The 21,916-nt window shown below is 60.6% G+C and carries 20 protein-coding genes and 1 pseudogene; 5 read left to right on the top strand and 16 right to left on the bottom strand.

The annotated features are described in order from the left end of the window. Nucleotides 1-44 precede the first annotated feature (44 nt). The 6 genes and pseudogenes from trxA to CCANI_RS13475 form a co-directional block, all read right to left on the bottom strand. The gene (gene trxA / locus CCANI_RS13500) at nt 45-368 is read right to left on the bottom strand and encodes a thioredoxin (RefSeq protein ID WP_146325020.1); all 324 of its coding nucleotides are present in this window, start codon (nt 366-368) and stop codon (nt 45-47) included. An 11-nt stretch (nt 369-379) separates the two neighbouring features. Further along, entirely contained in the window at nt 380-1,291 is a 912-nt protein-coding gene (trxB, locus tag CCANI_RS13495) for a thioredoxin-disulfide reductase (protein WP_146325022.1), read from the bottom strand. 41 nt (nt 1,292-1,332) lie between these two features. Further along, on the bottom strand, nt 1,333-1,869 hold the full coding sequence (locus CCANI_RS13490; RefSeq protein WP_146325024.1) for a sigma-70 family RNA polymerase sigma factor: 537 nt from the start codon (nt 1,867-1,869) through the stop codon (nt 1,333-1,335). Nucleotides 1,870-2,019: 150 nt separating this feature from the next. Beyond that, entirely contained in the window at nt 2,020-4,491 is a 2,472-nt protein-coding gene (gene murJ, locus CCANI_RS13485; protein WP_246118265.1) for a murein biosynthesis integral membrane protein MurJ, read from the bottom strand. A 48-nt stretch (nt 4,492-4,539) separates the two neighbouring features. Then, complete coding sequence (locus CCANI_RS13480; RefSeq protein WP_146325028.1) at nt 4,540-6,789, bottom strand: DUF6049 family protein; 2,250 nt, start codon at nt 6,787-6,789, stop codon at nt 4,540-4,542. Between the two features lie 89 nt (nt 6,790-6,878). Further along, a pseudogene (locus tag CCANI_RS13475) lies at nt 6,879-7,376 on the bottom strand (NUDIX hydrolase); the annotation flags it as partial. Between the two features lie 168 nt (nt 7,377-7,544). Here CCANI_RS13475 and CCANI_RS13470 point away from each other — a divergent pair. The 4 genes from CCANI_RS13470 to CCANI_RS13455 are packed head-to-tail and all read left to right on the top strand — an operon-like array spanning nt 7,545 to nt 10,602. Continuing rightward, complete coding sequence (locus CCANI_RS13470) at nt 7,545-8,966, top strand: CCA tRNA nucleotidyltransferase (protein ID WP_146325032.1); 1,422 nt, start codon at nt 7,545-7,547, stop codon at nt 8,964-8,966. Between the two features lie 48 nt (nt 8,967-9,014). After that, nucleotides 9,015-9,620 (top strand): YqgE/AlgH family protein, encoded by a 606-nt coding sequence (locus CCANI_RS13465; RefSeq protein ID WP_146325034.1) that lies wholly within the window; start codon nt 9,015-9,017, stop codon nt 9,618-9,620. Next, on the top strand, nt 9,620-10,288 hold the full coding sequence (locus CCANI_RS13460) for an AzlC family ABC transporter permease (protein WP_246118270.1): 669 nt from the start codon (nt 9,620-9,622) through the stop codon (nt 10,286-10,288). The genes CCANI_RS13465 and CCANI_RS13460 overlap by 1 nt, the downstream gene beginning before the upstream one ends. Then, on the top strand, nt 10,285-10,602 hold the full coding sequence (locus CCANI_RS13455; protein ID WP_342779843.1) for a branched-chain amino acid transporter permease: 318 nt from the start codon (nt 10,285-10,287) through the stop codon (nt 10,600-10,602). The genes CCANI_RS13460 and CCANI_RS13455 overlap by 4 nt, the downstream gene beginning before the upstream one ends. Here CCANI_RS13455 and CCANI_RS13450 read toward each other — a convergent pair. Both CCANI_RS13450 and CCANI_RS13445 read right to left on the bottom strand, forming a co-directional pair. After that, nucleotides 10,599-10,904 (bottom strand): hypothetical protein, encoded by a 306-nt coding sequence (locus CCANI_RS13450; protein WP_246118267.1) that lies wholly within the window; start codon nt 10,902-10,904, stop codon nt 10,599-10,601. The genes CCANI_RS13455 and CCANI_RS13450 overlap by 4 nt on opposite strands. Nucleotides 10,905-10,925: 21 nt before the next feature. Then, nucleotides 10,926-11,873, bottom strand: coding sequence for a bile acid:sodium symporter family protein (locus CCANI_RS13445; RefSeq protein ID WP_146325038.1), 948 nt, complete (start codon nt 11,871-11,873; stop codon nt 10,926-10,928). Between the two features lie 25 nt (nt 11,874-11,898). Here CCANI_RS13445 and CCANI_RS13440 point away from each other — a divergent pair, with 25 nt between their 5' ends. Beyond that, nucleotides 11,899-12,912 (top strand): oxidoreductase, encoded by a 1,014-nt coding sequence (locus CCANI_RS13440; protein ID WP_186750337.1) that lies wholly within the window; start codon nt 11,899-11,901, stop codon nt 12,910-12,912. Here the strand turns inward: CCANI_RS13440 and CCANI_RS13435 are convergent. The 8 genes from CCANI_RS13435 to trpB (CCANI_RS13400) form a co-directional block, all read right to left on the bottom strand. Then, nucleotides 12,909-13,274, bottom strand: a complete 366-nt coding sequence (locus CCANI_RS13435; RefSeq protein WP_246118268.1) for a Rieske (2Fe-2S) protein — start codon at nt 13,272-13,274, stop codon at nt 12,909-12,911. The two genes, CCANI_RS13440 and CCANI_RS13435, sit on opposite strands and share 4 nt — an antisense overlap. 273 nt (nt 13,275-13,547) lie before the next feature. Then, a complete protein-coding gene (gene trpA / locus CCANI_RS13430; protein WP_146325044.1) occupies nt 13,548-14,357 on the bottom strand; it encodes a tryptophan synthase subunit alpha in 810 nt (269 codons plus the stop codon). Next, a complete protein-coding gene (gene trpB, locus CCANI_RS13425; RefSeq protein WP_146325046.1) occupies nt 14,354-15,559 on the bottom strand; it encodes a tryptophan synthase subunit beta in 1,206 nt (401 codons plus the stop codon). The genes trpA and trpB (CCANI_RS13425) overlap by 4 nt, the downstream gene beginning before the upstream one ends. A 6-nt stretch (nt 15,560-15,565) precedes the next feature. Beyond that, a complete protein-coding gene (gene trpCF, locus CCANI_RS13420; RefSeq protein ID WP_146325048.1) occupies nt 15,566-16,948 on the bottom strand; it encodes a bifunctional indole-3-glycerol-phosphate synthase TrpC/phosphoribosylanthranilate isomerase TrpF in 1,383 nt (460 codons plus the stop codon). Next, entirely contained in the window at nt 16,941-17,957 is a 1,017-nt protein-coding gene (gene trpD, locus CCANI_RS13415; RefSeq protein WP_146325050.1) for an anthranilate phosphoribosyltransferase, read from the bottom strand. The genes trpCF and trpD overlap by 8 nt, the downstream gene beginning before the upstream one ends. Continuing rightward, entirely contained in the window at nt 17,954-18,523 is a 570-nt protein-coding gene (locus CCANI_RS13410) for a glutamine amidotransferase-related protein (RefSeq protein WP_281285005.1), read from the bottom strand. The genes trpD and CCANI_RS13410 overlap by 4 nt, the downstream gene beginning before the upstream one ends. Continuing rightward, nucleotides 18,520-20,010, bottom strand: coding sequence for an anthranilate synthase component 1 (locus CCANI_RS13405; protein WP_146325052.1), 1,491 nt, complete (start codon nt 20,008-20,010; stop codon nt 18,520-18,522). The genes CCANI_RS13410 and CCANI_RS13405 overlap by 4 nt, the downstream gene beginning before the upstream one ends. After that, on the bottom strand, nt 20,007-21,338 hold the full coding sequence (gene trpB / locus CCANI_RS13400) for a tryptophan synthase subunit beta (RefSeq protein WP_146325054.1): 1,332 nt from the start codon (nt 21,336-21,338) through the stop codon (nt 20,007-20,009). The genes CCANI_RS13405 and trpB (CCANI_RS13400) overlap by 4 nt, the downstream gene beginning before the upstream one ends. Nucleotides 21,339-21,916: the final 578 nt, after the last annotated feature.

The following is a 21,916-nucleotide window of genomic DNA, read 5'->3' as shown; positions in this document are numbered from 1 at the left end:
TGCTCCTTTCTAGTTGCCATTCGCACTGGGGGCTACGATACCAGCTACATGAATGACTCTAGCTTCGCCACGAGCGTGGATTTCGGGAGTCCACCAACGATTTCCGCGACTTTTTGGCCGTTTTTAAAGATCAGCAAAGTGGGGATTGACAGCACCTGAAACATGGCTGCAAGGGTGCGTTCCTCTTGCACATCAACCTTGGTGATAAGTGCGCGATCACCCAGCTCGACCGCGACTTCTTCCAGCACGGGGGCGAGCTTTTTGCAGGGGCCGCACCAGTCGGCCCAGAAATCGACGAGCACGGGTTTTTCGGATTCGAGAACGGTCGAACGGAAAGAGTCGGCTGTGACATTAATCACATTGGTCATGGGGGTTACTCCTAGCGGGAAAGAAAGTGTTCGGCGTCAATGGCGGCACGGCAACCGGAACCGGCCGCCGTAATGGCTTGCTTATAGTGGTTATCCACCAAGTCTCCAACCGCGAAAACGCCCGGAAGGTTTGTTCGGGTGGAGGGGTGTGCAACCTGAACGTACCTGGCGTCGTCAAGCTCGATGAAATCGCGCACAAGTTCGGACCGCGGGTCGGCGCCGATGGCTACGAACATTGCGCTCACCGGCAATTCGGTGCGCTCACCCTTCACGTCGAGCTCGAGGCCGGTGACCTTGGAATCGCCAAGGACGCGGGTGACAACGGCGCTGGTAACAAAGCGAATCTTGTCATTCGCGCGGGCGCGCTCGACCATGATGCGGCTGGCGCGGAACTCGTCACGGCGGTGCACAATAGTCACCGAGCTGGCGAAACGGGTGAGGAATAGCGCCTCCTCCATGGCGGAATCGCCGCCGCCGATCACGGCGATGTCCTGGTCGCGGAAGAAGAAGCCGTCGCAAGTCGCGCAGGCGGACACGCCGCGGCCCAGCAATTCCTTTTCGCCCGGCACATTGAGGTAGCGCGGGGCGGAACCCATGGCAAGAATGACGCTGCGGGCTTCGAACTTATCGTCGCCAACCCACAGCGTTTTGATCTCGCCATCGAGCTCTACGCGGTCGACCGTTTCCATGCGCAATTCGGCGCCGAAACGCTCGGCTTGGGTGCGCATATGTTCCATGAGTTCGGGCCCCATGATGCCCTCCGGGAAACCCGGGTAGTTTTCCACATCGGTGGTGGTCATCAACGAACCGCCATATTCGACGCCCTCGAAGACGATCGGGTGGAGTTCGGCGCGCGCGGCGTAGATGGCGGCGGTATAGCCTGCCGGGCCGGAGCCGATGATTGCAACATCATGAACAGTCAACGTGTACTTCCTTACAGCATTGAGGAGAGTTTCTGACGATTCTAACGTTGCAAAAGAGACTGATATTCCCCTTCCAGCTTTTGTCGCAGCGCCTTTCGGGCCCGCGCCCGCCGCGATTTCACCGTCCCTGGCCGCACGCCTTGATATTGCGCAACATGTTCTATTGTGGTGCCCGCTAGATCAACCAAAATTAAAGCCTCCCGCTGCTCGTTCGGGAGGGAGGATAACGCCAACGAAAGCTCGATACCTAGTTCGATATCGTGCTCTACCGCTTGGTCTTCCATATTATCTAGGCAGATACAAGTTGTTTGCGGCTGCCGGCGGGCGAAATCGTGGGCGGTATTGACAACCAAGCGGTATAACCACGTACTTAGTGAAGATTCCTGCCGAAATGAATCCAAACCCTGCGCCGCCTTCCACAATGCCACTTGCATGATGTCCTGCGGATCAACTTGCTGCGGCGCGTACCGCCGGGCCACGCATAATAACTTATCGGTATGCCCCGCAATGAGTTTTTGAAAGGCGCGTTGATCCCCCGCCAAATAGTGCCGAATTAATGCCGCTTCTTCTGCGTTCAACGGTCCCCCAAAGAGCCCCGAATGTTCCCGATAGTTGCTGTATCCGGCTCACCTCCCCAGCCGAATAACACCCATTATCCGCAGAAAACAGCCCAAGATCCATGCCGCAAAACACGAACCTTGGGCTGCCGTTTGGTGCCGGGGTTGCGGCTACGGGCCGAACAACACCATCGTGGCAACCGCGGCGACGGAAACAACCAGCACCGTGCCAACGGCGATCACTACCGTCATTACGCGCGAATAGCCGTCGCCGAATCCGGCTTGATCCTCGGGGTCCGGGGTGGCTTCCGCGATGGGGTGGATCTTCGCGTAATCATCTGTGAGCTGCAATAACTCCTGCACCGTTTTGTCCGTATCGACGATCGCGTGCAGCGCCGTATTCAGCTGATCCGGACCGTCCGAAACAATTGCGGGGAACGCCAGTATGGCTTTGCCTTCGCTGGTAATACGAAGCCGTTTCGGGCTATCGATGCCCAACGGGCGCGGCGCCGTGGCAAGCTTTTGCAGGGCGTGCGCGGCGGCGCGGGGGCTCGCTTCCTGGATGCTGGTCCACCCCACTCCGGGGGTCCAATCGGCAACAACGATGGAACTCGATTGGTCCGCAAGCACCTCAGAGATCGGCGCCACGCCGTCGATCTTCTGGTTCCCCAGCTCTACCGTGCGGCGGGCGATCTCGTGGTTCGGGTCATCCACAAAGACCAGCGCAACCTCGCGGTCGGTGGACTGTTCGCGTGCGTGCCAGAACTTCGCGCCGTGGGATTCGCCGTGGGAAGCCAAGAGGCGGAACCTGCCGTCGAGCACCAAGGCTCCGGCCATCAGGCGCGGGCCGTGGACCACGCCGCCGGACATGGGGCCCGGGGTGGTGGTGAGCGAATCCAGCGAAAGCAATTGGGTGGCCTCCACCGAGGTGGTGCGCAGGCCTGGGATGCGGTTCACAATCGCGCCCAAGGAGCTCAGCTCGTCCAAGCCGGAACGGGAAAGCACCACGCCGGTAATGCCCAAGAATATGATTCCGCACACCATCAACCGCACAAAGAACCACAGGCTGGAGGGCGGCGTGATCAGGGCGATGCCGTAATCCACCAACAAGGCAAACAGGATGCCGATGAGCGAAGACCCGATCGTCCACAGGCACGTCCGCAGCACGTCCTTCATGCCCAGGTGGCCGAGCTTGCGGCGCAGCAGGAACCCGCCGATCACCGCGCCGGAGACAAAGCCGCAACCATTGGCCGCACCGAGCAGGATCACCACGTGGCTGGGGCTGGAGGCAACATAAATGGACAGATAACTGAGCAGGACTTTCGTGCCGGTAATGCCCGCAATGATAAACGTGGGCGTCCAAGCCTCTTCGCGGGCGTAAAACACACGCAGATGCAGCAAAACCAATGCGTACGGGATCAGCGTAAATGCGGAATAGCTTAAGGTATCGCCCAAAAAGTCCGCCGCGCGGGCGTCGAACTCGCCGTGGGCGAACAAGGCGTGCGCGATTTGCCGCCCAAAGGCAGTGAAAAACACGATGACCGGCAGCAACGCCATCATTGTCAGCTTGGTAGCCACCTGAAGGTCGTGGACCACGGCGGTATTGTCGCCATCGGCGGCGTTGCGGCTCAACCGGGGCATGATCGCGGTAAGCAGCGTCACGCCGATCACGCCGTATGGCACCTGCAGCAACAACCACGCGGCCTGGTAGATCGTGATGGCGCTCGCGTCGCTAAAGGAGGCGATACGGGTGGCTATCATCAAACCGGCCTGCGAGATCGCCACATACACGACGATGGCCAACGCCATCCCGCCGAATTGTTTCAGGCGGTCGTCGATCCCCCACAAGGGTTTTAGGCTGATCCCAAGTCTGCGCATCGCGGGCAGCAGGATCAGCGCCTGCACCACCACGCCCAATGTGGTGCCCACACCCAGCAAGAGAATGTGCGGATTGGTGATGCTCACCGGCTCCTTCGGATCCAGCCGCCCCGGCACGATCCAATACGCCGCAAACACGATCAAGCAGATTACGTTATTGATCACCGGCGCCCACGCGCCCGGCCGGAACACGCCCTTGGTGTTCAGCACCGCCGTAAACAGCGAGAAAATGCCGTAGAAAAAGATTTGCGGAAGCACAAGGTAGGCGATGGCCGTCGCCTGACTCAGGTTCACTTGGCCTTTCGAACCCAGCTGGAGGGTGGTAATCCAGGGCGCCGTGGCCAGTGAAATCAAGGTCACAACTATGAGCAATGTCATAGAGAGCGCGAACAGCCGGCGGATAAAGGCCGCGCCGTGGTCCTCGTCTTCCTTTTCCGCTCGAACAAGAACTGGAACAACCAAGGAGGTAAGCACAGCGCCGAGCACGATTTCCGTAATAAGGTTCGGCAGAGTGTTCGCCGCGTTAAATGCGGAGGCGACCGCCGCGCCCAGCGTCGAGCTAATCGCAATGGTGCGCAGGAAACCCGTAATGCGACTGCACAAAGTGGCGATCGCCATTGAGCCCGTAGAGCGGACCACATCGCCATCGGAGGTCTCTTCAACCTCTTCAATCGCTTCGATGACCTGCGGTTTAGGCCTAATCACAGGCGCTGGCGGGGCGGGTGCAATAATGCGGCTGCGTTGCCAGGATTCGTTCTGGTTCACTTCACCATTGTGAGTGATTGCGCCGCGAGTTGCACATTGTCTCGCACATTATGAGGTGCGCCGCCGCTTTCGCCGGTTGCTTCTGATAATCCGCGCCGCCAGCGCTACCCCCAGCCCCACGGCGGCCACCAAACCGCTCACGCTGGTGAATCCGGAACGGGTTTGCACGCTGATCTCCACGGGGTTGCTAATGGCGGCGCTATCGGCGGAAGCGAGCCACACCGTCAGGTCGGCGCGATCCCGTGCCGACCCCAAATCGGCGGTCATATGTGTGGTTATGGAACCCTTCGCCGGGATTCGCAGCGATTCCGGAACGTAGATCACCCCGTCGCCGGTGTATTGGATCGTCGCCACCACCGGCAACGGCAACCCATTGCGCGCAACGATAAGCAGTGGGGAGGATTCGGAGGTGCGCGTATACACGTTCCCCGGCGGCAGCAGCGAGACCGAGGCGCGGAGCTGCTGCAACATATCGCGGTTACCGTTCAGCGTCTCATCCGCCTGCGCCGCCGCGGCCAGGTAGTTGCTGGCGTCGCGGCGACTCCCCGCCCGCAGGGCGCGCAGGATATCGCGCCGCAGCGGAGTGGTGAAGTCGTACCGGCTCATGGCGATCAGCGGATCGTTCACCATTAACCCCGTCAGGTCATCGATATAGTTCGCCTGCTGCGTTGCGCGCAATACTTCGGTGTCCGTGGGCGCCCCGGGATCCGAATACGGCAACCCACCCCCTTCCCCGGGCTGCACCTCCTCGATATATTTACGCAGGCTTTGTGGCCGCGCCGCACCGTCACGCAGGGCCGAGGCCGCGGCGTCGAGAAGCGCAGCACCGGCAGTTGGGGAGGCCAAAGTCGAGGGCGGTACCGCCAGCACCGGCTCCCCCTGCTCCAACGCCAAGCGTATCGACGCCGCGGCCACCCCCGTACGCGCATGCTCGCCGTCCGCGCGATGGTTGTAGCGCTGCTCCTCCGCGCTAATCCCCAAGGTCAACGGCATATCCCCCACCTCCGAAAGGGTGGCCGCCAAATCCGATTGATACGGCACGGCGGCAACTCCCGGGGTATTGGCGGGCAGCGCATTGTCCGCAACGAGCACATGCACCAGGGACTCCGAAGGCGGCAAACTCTCGATCGGGTGCGGTGGCTGCGGGTCCGTGAGCGAGGGCTCCGGCACGGGCTGCTGCGGCTGCTCGGGTTGCTGCTTCTCCCACGCCTCGGAAGGGTTCGATGTTGCCGCATAGAGTAGCGAACCGGGGTGGCTGATATAGCCGGAACCTGGGATCACAATGTTGCGCTCCACCTTGACGCCGAGGATGCGGTCCAAGGTTTCCGGGCCGCGCGCAAGGGCCTCCCGCAGCAACCATTCGTTCCCCGTGCGGGAAACGGCGTCGAGGTCCGTATCCGACCACGGCAGCGCCACCGTGCAACCACTGGCCGCGAGCGTGCGGACCTTAGCCATCCACTCCCCCGCGACGAGCTGCGCGGTGCCGGGGACTAGGTCCGAATCGTCGCCGGAACTCCAACTATCGCGCAGCCGCTTTTTCTGCGCCACCGGGCTTGGGCGGGTTGCGCCGACCGAATAGCCATTGCTCATGCGATCCACAACCTCGATAAGTTCGGGGTCGAGCGCCAAGCACATGGACTCCCGCAGCCCAGTGTTGTTTGGGTCGTTGGTGGCGCTGATCGCATCATCGATCAGCTGATCTAACCGGCCGCCGTCGATGAGCTCGCCGGCTAGGCTTTCATCGCTAAGGACCAGCGGCGGCGCCCCGGGAGCCTCCCCCGTTTCCCCGGCCACCAGTTTGGTATTCGCGCTGATGGGCCACAGCAACGTCAACCCCGTGGCCTGCTGCGCCATCTCCTCCTCCGGCGGCACCCGCAACAGCACGCGGCTGGAATGCAGGTAGGAAACCATATTGCTGCCAATGTGCCCATTAAGGTTGAGCAGCAGCGGATAGGTGCCGGCCTCGGTAATTTGCAGCTCGGCGAGCGAAACGGACCACGTGGTGTCCTTGGTTTCGCCCGGGGCCAGGGACCACGAAACATCACGGAAATCGCCGGCGCGCACCGTGTAGTTGGATTCCGGCTCCGAGAGGACCTTTCGGGCCTCCGCCACCGTGTGGATCGGGGTCGCCCGCTGGATTCGAACAGAAAGATCATCGGCCCGTTCGGAGGAGCCATTGTGAATGGCCGCGTGGATACGAACATCCTCCCCAATGACGGTCGCCTCAATAACGTCGATGCGGACGTTTGCCGCGGCGTCGATAGACCGCACCTTGGGCTGCGTCCATTGGGTAGCCACGGCGGGGTCATCGGGGGCTGTTGGTACTGGTAAAGCACCGGCGAGTGGGATCGTGAAAAGCGGTGCCAAACACAGTGGAATCCAGCGTTTCACTGTGGGGTCATCCTTCCCTCCGCGAATTCCTTGCGGGCGAGCTCTGGGAGAAGATTGTGCGCTCGGCGGGCCAGTTTACGCTCATCCGCGTACGCCAGCCGCTCAATGAGTTCGCTGACCGGAACCCACGATACCTCCGTGACTTCCGGATCCTCATCGTTCAGATCGCCATCTTGGTAGCGCAATAAATGATGGTGCACGGTTTTATGGATCCGGACCCCGTCGGACACAAACCAATAATCAATGACACCGAGTTCCGCAAACACTTGGCCGTGGACGCCGGTTTCTTCCCACACCTCCCGTTCCGCCGTGGAGGCGCGATCCTCGCCGTGCTCCACGTGGCCCTTGGGCATGGACCACAGCAACCGGCCGCGCCTATCTAGGCGCCCGATGAGAGCAACATAAATGCGGCTGAGATCAACCTCACCGTCCGGTTGCACCGCTTCCGCAAGGCCGGAAACCACCAAACCGCCCGCCGAGGTTTCATCGGTGGTGCGCATGCGAGGCGTATTGCGCTGTGATTTGCGTCCCCGCGATTGGGGAGAACGACGCCGCTGTTGCGCCGGGCGCTTCCGACGCCGACGGCGCTTGCTCTGAGCCCCGTCCTGCTGACGTTCCTTCTCGTTCATCTTCCTGATCGTATCAAACCAGCGAGTAGACTCATGTCCGTGACAAATCTGGATTTCCAGCTCACAGAGCTTGAAGCTGTTATTGACGTACTAACGCCCCTCGCTCGCCTGTTCGGCGAACGCGGTTATCCCATTTATCTTGTGGGAGGCTCAGTGCGTGACGCGTGCCTCGGCGAGCTTGGGCAGGACCTTGATTTTACAACGCCAGCCCGGCCGGAGGTGGTGCGCGAAATTCTCGATGACTACGCCGATACCGTGTGGGATACCGGCATTGATTACGGCACGGTTTCCGCTGAGTACGCGGGGAACCAGATTGAAATCACCACCTTTCGCTCCGATATTTACGACGGCGAATCGCGCAATCCTGTGGTTACGTTCGGAGACACATTAGAGGGTGACCTGGTCCGGCGCGACTTTAAAGTGAACGCCATGGCGGTGGAAATCACCCCCGATGGGGAGTTTGTGTTCCACGATCCCACCGGCGGTTTCGCGGACCTTCAGGCGAAACGCTTGGACACGCCCGACGCCCCCGAACGTTCCTTTAGCGACGACCCGTTACGCATGCTGCGCGCGGCGCGCTTTGTTTCCCAGCTTGGTTTCGCCGTGGTGGATCGCGTGCAAGAGGCGATGACCGAGATGTCCGCCGAGATCGGGCGCATTACTGCGGAACGGGTGCGCGCGGAGCTGGACAAACTCGTTGCCGGGAAGGCGCCCTGGGCGGGCATTAACTTAATGGTGAACACCGGGATTGCGGACCATGTGTTTCCGGAGATTCCGGGGATGAAGCTGACCCAGGACGAGCACAAGCAACATAAAGACGTATATGCGCATTCCATGCAGGTGCTGCGCCAGGCCATCGCGCAAGAGGAAGATGGGCCGGATCTGGTACTGCGTTGGGCCGCGCTGCTCCACGATTGTGGCAAGCCCGCGACGCGCGCCTTTAAACCCGAGGGCGGGGTGACGTTTTATCACCACGAGGTGGTGGGCGCGAAGCTCGTACGCAAACGGATGCGTGCGCTGAAATACTCGAAGCAAATGGTGCAGGACGTGAGCCAGCTGGTGTATCTGCATATGCGCTTTCATGGTTTCGGCGATGGCCAGTGGACGGATTCCGCGGTTCGTCGCTATGTGACCGATGCCGGTCCCCTGCTCTCCCGCTTGCTGAAGCTGGTGCGTGCGGATTGCACCACGCGCAACCAGCGGAAGGCGCAGCGCCTGCAACGCACTTGCGATCACCTCGAGGCGCGGATCGCAGAGCTGGCGGCCAAGGAGGATCTGGCGCGCGTGCGCCCGGATCTAAACGGCAATGAAATTATGGAATTGCTCGGCCTGAAACCTGGGCCGGAGGTAGGCCGCGCATGGCAATTCCTGAAGGACTTGCGCTTGGAGCGCGGGCCGTTGACCCGCGAGGAGGCGATCGCAGAGCTGCAGCGGTGGTGGGCCGAACAGGATTGATGTGGCAGTATGGGTTCCGTGACAGTGTTTTCTAAGTAAGGAAGTGCCGTGGACAACTACTTTGCAGATCGGTTGTTTCTAGCGCTGGAGCGTAATGATCCAGCCCCGGGCATGTTGTTGGTGGCCGCTCCGGACATGCGCTCGGAGGATTTCGCGCGCAGTGTCATACTCATTCTGGAGCATAGCCACTATCTAACTTTCGGCGTGAACCTTACCACTCGGTCCGAGCACGCTGTGGCGAATGTTATGCCGGATTGGTTGCCGTGTGTGGCGAAGCCTCAAGCCCTTTACGTGGGCGGCCCGCTGCACCTGGAAACGGTTGTCGGGGTAGGTGTCACCCGCCTCGGCGTTGATGAGGCCAAGCATCCAGAGTTTAAAAAGCTTGCGAATCGTTTGGTCCATGTTGATCTGCGCGCCGATCCGAACGAGGTGAGCGAGCACATCGAGGGTGTGCGTTTGTTCGCCGGTTTTGCGGAATGGGCTCCGGGTCAACTGGAGCACGAGATCGCCCGCGGTGATTGGTTTGTTGCCCCTGCCCTGCCTTCTGATGTGGTGGCCCCCGGCCCCGCTGATGTGTGGGGCGATGTGATGAAACGTCAGAACGCCCCACTGCCTCTGTTCTCGACGTATCCAGTTGAAGTGCTGGATAATTAATTTTAGTGTTTCACGTGAAACATGCATTGCGGGACTGCTGGCCCGTCGCGGTCGGCTTGTTTCCGTTAGGGGTAGCATTCGGACTTGTGATCACGCAAGCGGGATTTGCGTGGTGGTGGGCCACTATCTTCTCCATCGTGATCTACGCAGGAAGCATGGAATTCCTTGCGGTGAGTCTGATTAGCGGCGGCGTCGGCGTTCTATCCGCGACCTTCGCCGGTTTCCTAGTGAACTTCCGCCATATCTTTTATGGCCTGACGTTCCCCCGATCCGTGATTAAGTCGCGCCTGGCTAGGTTGTATTCCACCTATGCGCTGACCGATGAGTGTTATGCCCTGACGGCTGGGAAGAAAGACGTCTCCTCCCAATATCTGCTTAGCGTGCAGGTGATCTGCCAATTGGCCTGGGTGCTTTCGGGTACGCTCGGCGCGCTCGCCGGGGCTGTGGTTCCGACGTTGCCGGGCTTCGAATTCGCCTTGACCGCGCTGTTCGTGGTGTTGGCGCTCGATGCATTTCGGGCGAGCCGAGACCTCTCGTTGATCGTTACAGCACTCGCCTCGTGCCTTGTGGGCAATATGGCGCTCGCGCTGTGTGTCTTCTTCGGCCTCTTATTGCTCCGCTTCCGCTTTGAGCGCCTCGATGAATTGCTTACGTGGAGGTTGCCATGATGGGCTTGCCGCCGGGCGTCGATCTCGGTTACACCGCGGCAGTATTGCTGGGGATAGGCACGGTCACCTATCTCCTGCGCGCACTGCCCTTCCGCCTGCTTAACTATTTGAAAGGCAGCGACTTCTTGGCCATGCTGAGCATCACCATGCCGGTTGGCGTGATGCTGATCTTGGTTGTCTTTACCGCCCCGAGCTTTTCCTGGAAGGTTGCGGCGGCCGTGCTCTTGACCGTAGGGTTGCACCTTTGGCGGCGCTCTGCCGCCCTGTCTATAGTGACCGGCACGGCAGCCTACGTCGCCTTGTTGCAGATCTAAAGCTTGGCGGACGCTTCCATCCAGAGCCCCTCGAATTGCAGTGCATTCAGGGTGCACACGCTGATATCGGGGAACGCGCCATATGAATCGGGGTGGGGAACGTGCCGGTTCGGGGTGTTCATAATCCCGATACTGGTCCCGTTATTGCTCCAGATGCCCGTGATATTGCGGCCATCGAGCATTTCAATGAGTCGTTTCATCGCGCACATATTGGTGCCTTCGATTGGGCTAAGTTCCGCTATGTGCACGGCATCCGCCGCCCCCGGTTGGGCGAATGTAGTTTTAACATAGAGATGTTTCACGTGAAACAGTGTGCTTGTTTCCTAGCCAGAACGCAAGGCGTACCTTGACGCCAAACTCGCGCACATCATGAGCTGGATCTGGTGGAATATCATCAACGGCAAAATCAGCAACCCAAGGTTCGCCCCGCCGAAGATCACCGCGGCCATGGGCAACCCCGTAGCTAGAGATTTCTTTGTCCCGCAGAACTCTATCGCGATCGTATCCTCCCGCGAGAACCCGAGCTTTAACGCGACGAACCGTGTGAACCAGAGCATAAACGCGACCAGCACGATGGAGAGCGCGACCAAACCCAGCAGCTTCCCCACCCCGACGCGCGTCCATATTCCTTCAACCATGCCCGCCGAAAACGCCGCGTATACCACCATCGTGATCGAGCCGCGGTCCACCGCTTTTGTCGCCTTGCTGGCCGCCAGTTCCTTGATCCATGGTCGGCACAGCTGGCCCACGATAAACGGGAACAGCAGCTGCAGCGAGATATCCAGGAACACTCCCCCATCTACCGTCACGCTCCCCTGATCCATAAGGAACATCACCAGCAGGGGCGTGAGCACCACACCCAAAAGGTTCGAGGCGCTGGCACTCACGATCGCCCCCGCGACATTGCCTTGGGCGATGGAGGTAAACGCCACCGAAGACTGCACCGTTGACGGCACCAAGGTGAGGTAGAGGATTCCCAAGTAGAGGTCGTCTCCCAACCACGCGCTCGTGGGACTGAGCGCCAAGCCGATCAACGGGAACGCGATGTACGTGAAACACAGAATAGTCCCGTGCAGCCGCCAGTGCTTGAGCCCCGCGATCGCCTCCGAGGTGGACAACCGCGCGCCATACAAAAAGAACAAAAGCACGATGGCGAGCTTTGTCGCAGTGTTGAACCATTCCGCAGCTTGGCCGCTGATGGGCGCAACGATGGCAACCGCGACTGCGCAAAGGATAAGGACTATCAACGGATCCGGCTTTTTCAACTGCATAACGCTACGTTACTACTATGGAGGTATGCTAAATGAACCAATCGAGTTAGATGGTCTTGTAATCCGAAATCGAATGTGGCTGCCACCCATGTGCCAGTACCAAGCTGAGGACGGTATCCCCAACGACTGGCACCTTGTGCATTACGGCGCACGCGCCGCCGGCGGTTTCGGGCTGCTGATCATTGAATCCACCGCCGTCACTCCGGACGGCCGCATTTCCCCCAACGACGTCGGCCTTTGGAACGACGAACAGGCCGCAGCGTGGCAACCGATCACCGCCTTTATCCACAAGATGGGCGCGAAGTGTGCCGTGCAGCTCGCGCATGCGGGCCGCAAGGCTGGCGTGTACCCCGCCGTGCAAAGCGAAAAGAAGGGTCCGATCCCCGGCTGGGATAGGGTTTCGCCCGGCACTGAACCGTTTGCAAACTTCCCCGCGCCCCGCGCCTTGACCACTGAAGAGATCGCGGAAATTCCGGCATTGTTCGCCGCGGCGGCGGTTCGCGCTGTGACGGCGGGTTTCGACGCCGTGGAGATCCACGCCGCGCACGGTTACCTCCTGCATTCCTTTGTGTCGCCGTTGACCAATACACGTGAGGATCGCTACGGCGAACGCTCGTTGTTGCTGCGCGAGGTGTGCACCGCAGTCAAAGCGGCCGTCGATGTCCCCGTGCTCGTCCGCGTTTCCGCCTCCGACTTTTGCGAGGGCGGCTTGCAGATCGAAGATACCGTGGAGCTGGCGAAGCAATTGCGGGATTGCGGCGTCTCGCTTATCGACGTCTCCGGCGGCGGCCTCACCCCCTTCAAGTCCTGGGACGCCATCGAAGGCGAGTTCCCCGGTTTCGCCTCGCGCATCGGCAAAGTGCTGCCGGTAGCCTCCGTGGGCGGCATTCTCAACCCCGCGCAGGGTGAACGCATGCTGCGTGAGGGTATCGACGCCGCGCTTATCGGCCGTGCTGCATTGTGGGACGCCTCCTGGCCGATGCGCGCCGGTGTCACTCCTCCCCCGAGCTACGCCCAAGGCGTACGCGATCAGCGCTAAAGCTCGGCCGTCAATTCTTTGCCTTCAGCGGAAAGCTTGGCTGGCATAAGCCCCGAGCGCGAAGGTCCGGTCAACACTGCCCCATCCTCTATCGAGAATTTCGAATGGTGGTTGGGGCATTCTACTGTCCCGTCATCATTGGTGATGTCGATCTTTGTGCCCTGGTGCGGGCAGCTGGCGGAGTACGCTTTGTACGTTCCCTTGGACGGTTGGGCGATGATAAAACCTTCAACGATTACAGCTTTCCCTACCGGAACATCCGAGGCATTGATTTTCGCGCTGGTGCTACCACAGGCTGCTAGGATCGCACCGGCGAAGGTTGTTGCAGAAGCAACTAAAAATAGGCGACGTGAGCAAGTCATGGATAAAGTATCGCACATCCCAATTTCGTCGCCCCCGCCCTTTGATATCTACAAGATCTATTTTCGTCACTGTGACGTAATTAGGCCTATGCTTAGCTACCCCACGAGCGCGGGGCCGTGAGCGGGGCGGAATGTCATTTGTTACCGATTATTGCTTAAATGCGACCACCGGCCGACCCCAACTTGCTGGTTTCACGTGAAACATTATTGAGAGACAGATACAAGAAAAGTGGCAATGTTTCACGTGAAACACTGCCACTTGATGGTTTGCCGTTAGGGTTCTGTAGGCTTTGTTGCGGCCTTCATTGCTGCGACAAACTCGCGAACCGCATCGATCAGCTCTTGGCCTGTGTGCTGTTCAATCAGCTTTGAAATGGCCGATCCGCAGATCGCCCCCGCCGCGCCCGCGCGGATCGCGTTCGCCACATGCTCGGGCGTAGAGATGCCGAAGCCGAGCAGCGCGGGCGGCCCACCAAAGCTTTTCAGGTGTTTGACCAAGTTGGCCAGGCCGTCGGTGGAAGACTCCCACTCCGAGCCGGTGACGCCGACTCGGGAGACCGCGTAGGTGTAACCACGTGAATTCTCCGCAACACCAACGAGCGTATCGGGCGCGGCATGGGGAGGTGCGATAAAGATCGGGTCGATTCCCGCCGCGATCGCCGCTTGCGCGAAGGGGCGTCCCTCACGGACCGGGATATCGGGCAATAGCACGGAATCGGCACCCGAAGCGGCGACGTCCGCATAGAACCGTTCGGTTCCACGTGCAAAGGCGACATTGCCGTAGATCAGCAAACCGATAGAAAGATCTGGCCAAGTGTCGCGGATCCTGCGCACGATGGCAAGCGCGGTGTCAACGTCTACGTGGGCCTCCAGTGCGCGGATATGAGCGAGTTGGATTGTCGGGCCGTCCGCGACCGGGTCGGAGAATGGTATGCCAAGCTCCAGCGCATCGGCGCCGCCCTCGACAGCAGCGCGGATGATCTCAAAGCTCATCTCGGGGTTCGGATCACCCAACATAAAGAAGGGAACGAACGCGCCCTCCTCCCCCAGCCGATCAAACATCGCCGCGTAACGTGTGCTCATGATTGCTCCTCCAACAGGTACTCGGGGTGTGCGTCGAGGGTGGCGCGAACGTGGTCGACGTCTTTGTCTCCCCGCCCGGAGAGGGAGACGATAATTGCCAATTCGGCCTCCGGTTCCGCCTCGGCGCGTTGCAGGGCGTACGCCATTGCGTGGCTGGATTCAAGTGCGGGGATGATACCCTCGTGGCGGCACAGTAGTTGAAATGCGTTAAGGGCTTGGGCGTCGGTGATGCCAACGTACTGAGCGCGGCCAATCGAGTGCAGGTAGGCGTGTTGGGGGCCCACGCCCGGATAGTCCAAGCCGGCGGAAATGCTATAGCTTTCCTCGACCTGGCCGTCGCTGGTTCGCATCAGGTAGCTCTTTGCGCCGTGCAGGATTCCGATCTTTCCGGCATGGATTGGGGCACCGTGATGGCCGGAATCGAGCCCGTGGCCCGCTGGTTCTACGCCGACGAGTTCCACGGGGTCGTCGATAAACTCCGCGAACATGCCGATGGCATTGGAGCCGCCGCCGACGCAGGCGGTCACAACGTCGGGAAGCCGGCCTATGCGCTCGAGGATCTGCGCCTTCGCTTCCTTGGAGATCACGCGGTGAAACTCGCGCACGATGGTCGGGAATGGGTGCGGACCGGCGGCGGTGCCAAGCAGGTAGTGCGACTCGTGGAACGTGGCGGCCCAATCGCGCAACGCCTCATTCACCGCGTCCTTCAAGGTGCCCGCCCCGGAGGTGACCGGGACGACCTTGGCGCCCATGAGTTTCATGCGATACACGTTGGGTTCTTGGCGGCGCACATCCTCCTCCCCCATATAGATAACGCACTCGAGGCCGAGCAGCGCGCAGGCCAACGCGGTGGCGGTGCCATGTTGGCCCGCGCCAGTCTCCGCGATAATGCGGGTCTTGCCCATGCGCTTTGCGAGCAGCGCCTGGCCGATCACCTGGTTCGTCTTATGGGCGCCGCCATGAACGAGGTCTTCACGCTTTAAAAAGATGCGGGCATTGCTATTCAGCGGCAGGTTGGAGCATTCGGTCAGCGGCGTGGGGCGGCCGAGATAGTCGCGGAGATAAGCGGAAAGTTCGTTGTGGAACTCCGGATCATTTATTGCGTCTACAAAGGCGCGCTCAAGTTGATCAAGTGCGGGGATCAGGAGCTCTGGGACATATTGCCCACCGAACTCACCGAAATATGCGGGTAGTAGTGTCACGGTGGATTACCTGTCTTTTCGGATAGTTGAGAATACGGCGGCCACCTTCGTGGCGTCCTTTTCGTTGCTGTGTGCGTACTCCACACCGGAGTTAAGATCCAGACCTATGCATCCGACGGCGAGGGCTTCGGCGGCGTTACTCGGACCGATCCCGCCCGCGAGCAGGCTGCGTTCGCGGATGTGATCTGGGATGGTGGACCAATCGAAGCTGGTACCGCTGCCACCCTCCTGAGCATCGAGCACGAGCATGTCCACGTGATCGACGAGCTGAGCCGCGAACTCGGGCCCATCGGGGTGGGTCATGGAAATCGCGCGCCAGATTTGTTTGCCGGGATGCGCGGTTCGCGCGGCGTCGATAAGCGAAAGCTCCTCGGCGAGGGTCGGCTGGAGTGGCGCATGGACCTGAATGGCTTCGATGCCTGGGATATCTAGCTCCTCGAAGCCCCGTGTGCGGCGGGTGACCGCTACGTATGTAAGCGCGGGCTCGGCCGCCATGATTTCTTGGGATGTTTCACGTGAAACATTGCGCGGAGACTCAGCTTCGAAGATCAGGCCACCGTAAACAGCGCCGTGTGCGCGGGCGAGTTGCGCGGCGCGGGGCGTGGTTAAGCCGCAAACCTTGTTGTCGCCGAACACGAGCGAACGGCAGGCGCGGTCGATATCTGGCTGGCCGGTAAGCTGCGAGCCCACAAGAAACCCATTAACATGCTTGGAGATCGCGCGCACCGTCGAGTGATCTCGGATGCCAGACTCGGCGATCACAACCGTGTTGGGCGGGGCGAGCGGTGCTAACAACGCCGAACGGGATAGGTCGATGGACAGGTCGTGCAAATTGCGGTGATTGATGCCGATGATCTGCGCGCCCAAATGCGTCGCGCGTTCCATCTCCGACTCGTCGATGACCTCCGTAAGGATGTCTAGGTTGTACTCCCCCGCTAAGGCCGCAAGTTCGCGGTATTCCTCGTCCGACAAAATAGACAGCATCAGCAGGATCGCGTCCGCACCGAATAGCCGGGCGGCGTGAACCTGCTCCGGCGCGATAATAAAGTCCTTGCACAACACCGGAAGGTGCGTGCTCGCCGCCACGGTGGCCAAGTGGTCGTAGTCGCCGCCGAAGCGATCCGGCTCGCAAAGCACGGAAATCGCGGCGGCGTAGCGGGAATACACGCGCGCAATGTCGCCGGGATGGTAGTCAGCGCGGATCAATCCCAAGGACGGAGACGCGGATTTACACTCCATCACAAATTTATTGGCGCCGTGTAATGCGCTATAAAGGCTTCTAACGGAAGGCTTAGGGGTAAACGTCCCATCGATGCGTTCGGCGATTCTGGGGACGTGTGAGCGCCGATTTTCAACGATGCCCTGAAGAATCGTCGGAATTTCAGCCATAATTGGCCTCCTCATGCTTCTGCAGCCACTCGTGCACCGCGCCGTCGAGGATTTGCTGTTTGGCCAAGTTCGTGCCCTCGGCAAGCGTATCCACGCGCCCGTGCAGGTACAGCATCGCCCCCGCATTGGCGGAAATGGCGTCCAAGTGAGCAAGCGAGCCTTGCCGTGCGAACACGTTGCGGAGGTGCTGCGCGTTCTCCGCACCATCCCCGCCAGCCAGATCCTTTAACTTGTGTTCGGCCACGCCGAGGTCTGCGGGCGTCACCGTGTAATGCGTAATTTCCCCGTCGCGCAACTCCCAAACTTCGGTGGGGCCATGCACTGCGAATTCGTCGGTGCCCGAACCGTGGACCAACAGCGCGCGATCGCGGCCAAGCTCCTTCATCACCTGAATCACCGGCTCGCCCAGCGACGGCTTATTCACGCCCATAATCTGCAGCTTCGGCCGTGCGGGGCTGAGCAGCGGACCGAGAATATTAAACAGCGTGGGCACCTTAAGGGCCTTGCGCACCGGCATTACCAGCGCGATCGCGGGGTGATAGGCCGGCGCAAAAAGGAAGGTAAAGTTCGCTTCCCGGGCTTGCCGTTCGGCGCGTTTGACGTCAAGGTCCAGCGGAATATTCAGCGCCTCCAGCACGTCCGCCGAACCCGACTTTGAGCTCACCGAACGGTTGCCGTGTTTGATCACCATGCTGCCGCAAGCTGCGGTAACCAATGAGGCACCGGTGGAAATATTGATGGTGTTGGCATTATCGCCGCCCGTGCCAGCGGTGTCCAGCACCCCTTCCCCGGTGATGGGGAACGGCCGCGCGGCGGTCAGGAAGGCCTGCGCCGCGCCCGCGATATCGGCAACCGTCTCGCCGCGCGCGCGGATCGTCGCCAGCAACGCGGCGATATGCACATCCTCATAGGTGCCGATAGTCAGCGGGGTAAACACCGCCCGCGCCTCTTCCACCGTGGGCGCGGGATTATCCAGGTAGGCGCGCAGCAGATCAAGCGGTTTTGTCATGAGCGTACTCCTAAGCGTGTCAGTGCGTTTTCCAAAATGTGCGGCCCGGTCGGGCTGAGGATTGATTCGGGGTGGAATTGCAGGCCGAGCACCCTATCTTCGGGCGAATACGCGGCCATGATCACGTCCCCGATCTCCGAGGAGCAGGTGCCCAACGTGCGGAGCCTTTGCGTCACGGAAACGGAACCCAGCGAGTGGTATCGAGCCACCTTGGTTTCCCCTCCGAAAAACTCGTAACCCTCCGGCGTGAGCTTCATCGAATCCGCCACACCGTGCATCGGCCCGCACGGCACCACCTTCTCACCCAGGTGCTCCAGAATGGCTTGGAACCCGAGGCAGATCCCCAGCAGCGGCACCCTACCGTACGTGGCGTCCACGATCTCCATCAGGTTGCCGGCTTCACGTGGATGCCCCGGCCCGGGCGAAAGGCAAACAACGTCCGGCTCCGCTGCGAGGACTTCCGCCACGGCGACGGTATTGCGGAACACCGTGCATTCGTGCCCGGCGAACGCGTCCATAAGGTTATATACAAAGGAATCCCTGTTATCAATGAGCACGATTTTCACCGTTGCACCTCCAGGTGTGCGCCGGCGGAAGCGGCGATGGCGTCCAACACGGCATAGGCTTTGTTCAAGGTTTCGTCGGCTTCCGATTGCGGGTCCGAATTGCGCACGATTCCCGCCCCGGCTTGCACCGCAGCGTAGCCATCAGCCACAAACGCCGAGCGAATCACAATGCACGTGTCCATGTCTCCCCCGCCGCGCAAATACCCAACCGCGCCGCCATAGGACCCCCGCCGATGCTTTTCGACGCCGCGCAATAGCTCCGTAGCTCGCAACTTCGGCGCGCCAGTGAGTGTACCCATATTCATGCAGGCTCGATAAGCATCCAATGCATCCAATTCCGGATCCAAGGTGGCGGTCACCCGGCTCACTAGGTGCATGACACGGGAGTACCGGTCCACCTTCATCAGCTCGGCAACCTTGCGGGTGCCCGGCACGGCGACCCGGGCGAGGTCATTGCGGGCCAGATCCACCAGCATGGTGTGCTCCGAGATTTCCTTGGCATCCGTGCGCAGCTCCAATTCGTTGCGGATATCCAATTCATCCGTGGCACCCCGTGGTTGCGTGCCGGCGATCGGGTACAGCTCTACCTGACGAGTGCTGGCCGTAAACTTTAGGTTGGATTCCGGCGAAGCACCGAAAAGCTCCGAGCCGCCGGTGCGCACGTAAAACATGTACGGGCTCGGGTTCGTAGCGCGCAGCACCCGGTATGCGGCGAAGGCGTCCGGGCAGGCGATGGTAAAGGTACGCGCGGGCACCACCTGATAGATATCGCCGCGGTAGATATGCTCCTGCAGGTCCACCACCTGCTCTCGGAATTCTGCATCCGAGATATCGGCCACCGCTGTCATGGTTTCGGCGGCGGGGGTGGGAGGCGCAGGTGCGGCAGGCGCGGCGTCGATAAGCGAGGCGAGGGAGGCCAGCATTTCCGCAAGGTCGCAGTCGGGGTCCAAGGACAGCGCCTGCAGCTCGGCGGTCTGTTGCTGATGATCGATGGTGAGCAACACCTCCGCAACCAGGAACTCGTAATCCGGGTACGCATTCACCGAATCCGCCACCTCGGGCAGCGACTCGAAGGTGGCCAGGTAATCGAAGGCGAAACCGCCCGCTAGGAACGGCCAACCAGCGATCTCATAGCCCGGGTCTAGCTGCAACCGCCGCAGCACCTCGATGCTGCTGAGCGCGGTGAGGCGCTGCCGCTCATCAAGCTCCTGCGACGGCGGAAATACCAGGTCAGGGCCCAATTGCTCGTGCACGCGGCGGGCTATCAACTCCCCCGACGGCGTAAGCGGGGTCACCGTGACGCGCTGACCGTTGCACGTGACACGCGCGCTGGCCTTCAGCACGGCGATGGAGGTCAGGCCCTTTTTGGAGGCGATATCGGCGCTTTCCAGCAGCACGACGTCATCGCCGGCGTTATCAAGGTGCTGAAACAACGCGGAGGCGTCCTCATGGTAGCGGACAGGCCGCGACAATAACCTCGGGATCATTCGCCCTCCACAATCTCGCCGGACAGCTCGGCGATGGCGGCGGCCACGTTCAACGAGCCCACCGGGTGCTCCGTGGGGTCCTGGCCCGCGAGGTCGCCGAGCAGCAGGCGGACGTAATTAATGTCCTTATCACCGCGGCCGGAAAGGTTGACCAGGATATTGATCTCCTCCCCGGTTTCTTCCGCGTTTTCGGCCAGCTTCAGCGCGTAAGCCAATGCGTGGCTGGACTCCAAGGCCGGGATAATGCCCTCGTAGCGGGACAGCATGCGGAAGGCCTGTAGCGCCTCCGCGTCGGTTACGCCGACGTACTCGGCGCGGCCCGATTCCAGCAGGTATGCGTGCTCCGGCCCGACGCCCGGGTAATCCAGGCCCGCCGACACCGAGTGGGAGTGCAGCACGCTATCGTCCTCCCCCAGCATCACGTACGAGCGGGAACCATGCAGCACGCCTACCCGACCGCGACACAGGGGCGCACCGTGCTTGCCGGAATCCAAGCCCTCGCCGGCGGGTTCGACGCCGATGAGGCGCACGTCTTGGTTACCCTCCTTGTCCGTGAGGTAATCCGCAAATGCGCCGATGGCGTTCGAGCCGCCGCCCACCGCCGCGACCACCACATCCGGCAGCGCGCCGGTACGCTCCAGCATCTGCTCCCGCGATTCACGTGAAATCACGGCCTGGAACTCCTTGACCAGCTTCGGGAACGGGTGCGGGCCCGCCGCGGTGCCGAGCAAATAGTGTGTGTCATGGTAGGACTCGACCCAGTCCATCAGCGCGACGTCGATGGCGTTTTCCAGGCCATTGCCCTCCCCCTCCGTCACCGGAACTACCTCGGCACCCATGAGGCGCATGCGGTACACGTTTGGCTGTTGCCTTGCGACGTCGCGTGCTCCCATGTAGATAGTGCACTTCATGCCGAACAACGCGGCGACCATCGCGGTGGCAGTACCATGCTGGCCGGCGCCGGTCTCGGCGATCAACCGCGTCTTGCCTAGGCGTTTGGCTAGCAGCGCCTGCGCGATGACTTGGTTTCCTTTGTGTGCGCCGCCGTGGACGAGATCTTCACGCTTTAGGAAAATCCGGGCCTTCCCTTTACCTTTGCCTTGCAGTGGCAAATTGGCGCATTCCGTGATCGGGGTCGGGCGGCCAAGGTAGTTCACATAAAGGGAATGGAGTTCTTCGGCGAATGTGGGGTCCTCCAAAGCATCCACATAGGCGCGCTCGAGCTCGTCGAGGACTGGGTACAACATTTCGGGGACGTATTGGCCGCCGAACTCGCCGAAATAGGCGTCGATGAGGGTGTCGCGGTATTGGACCTCAGGGGTGCTCATTGTGCGGGTTTGCCTTTCAAAGTGATGTATCTTCACTTCTCGGCAAGAACCTGCTGGAGCTACGCAAAAGGCCCGCGCTTCGAAGTGAAGCTTGCGAGCCTTACATGTGTCGATAATCCGGTGGCTCGCTAGCTAGCGCGCCACCACCAGTTGGACCGGCCACGGGTCAGATTGTTCGACATGTCGCATATCCTAGTCCGCACCTTGGCTAAAGGCAACTCGCAGCCGAGTCAATGTTTCACGTGAAACATCGCCTAGGTGTAGGCGGTCGTCGGGCGTGGCGCCGGGTGGACGTTTGGGTGATTTTCTAGGCTAATTCAATAGCTATGAGATTAGCTAGATCGGAGACGCTGTGAATGCATCAATCGCGATAGCAAACATGGCAGTTTACCGGGGAAATAGTAATAATTAATTTTGCCAAATTTAAGCGGCGCAGTTTATATAACCGACCGGTCGAGTGGGGCTGCTAAGAAGCTGCAAAGTAGTTGCCTATAAGAATGTATCGAACATTTATCCGAACGGCGAAATCTGGCGGTGGACAAAGTATTATTTTCAATACACCCGGCAAGGCGGCGGGA

Source organism: Corynebacterium canis, assembly GCF_030408595.1.
GTDB lineage: Bacteria > Actinomycetota > Actinomycetes > Mycobacteriales > Mycobacteriaceae > Corynebacterium > Corynebacterium canis.
Note: the sequence above shows the minus strand (reverse complement) of the source record. Positions and strands in the feature narration are given on the sequence as shown.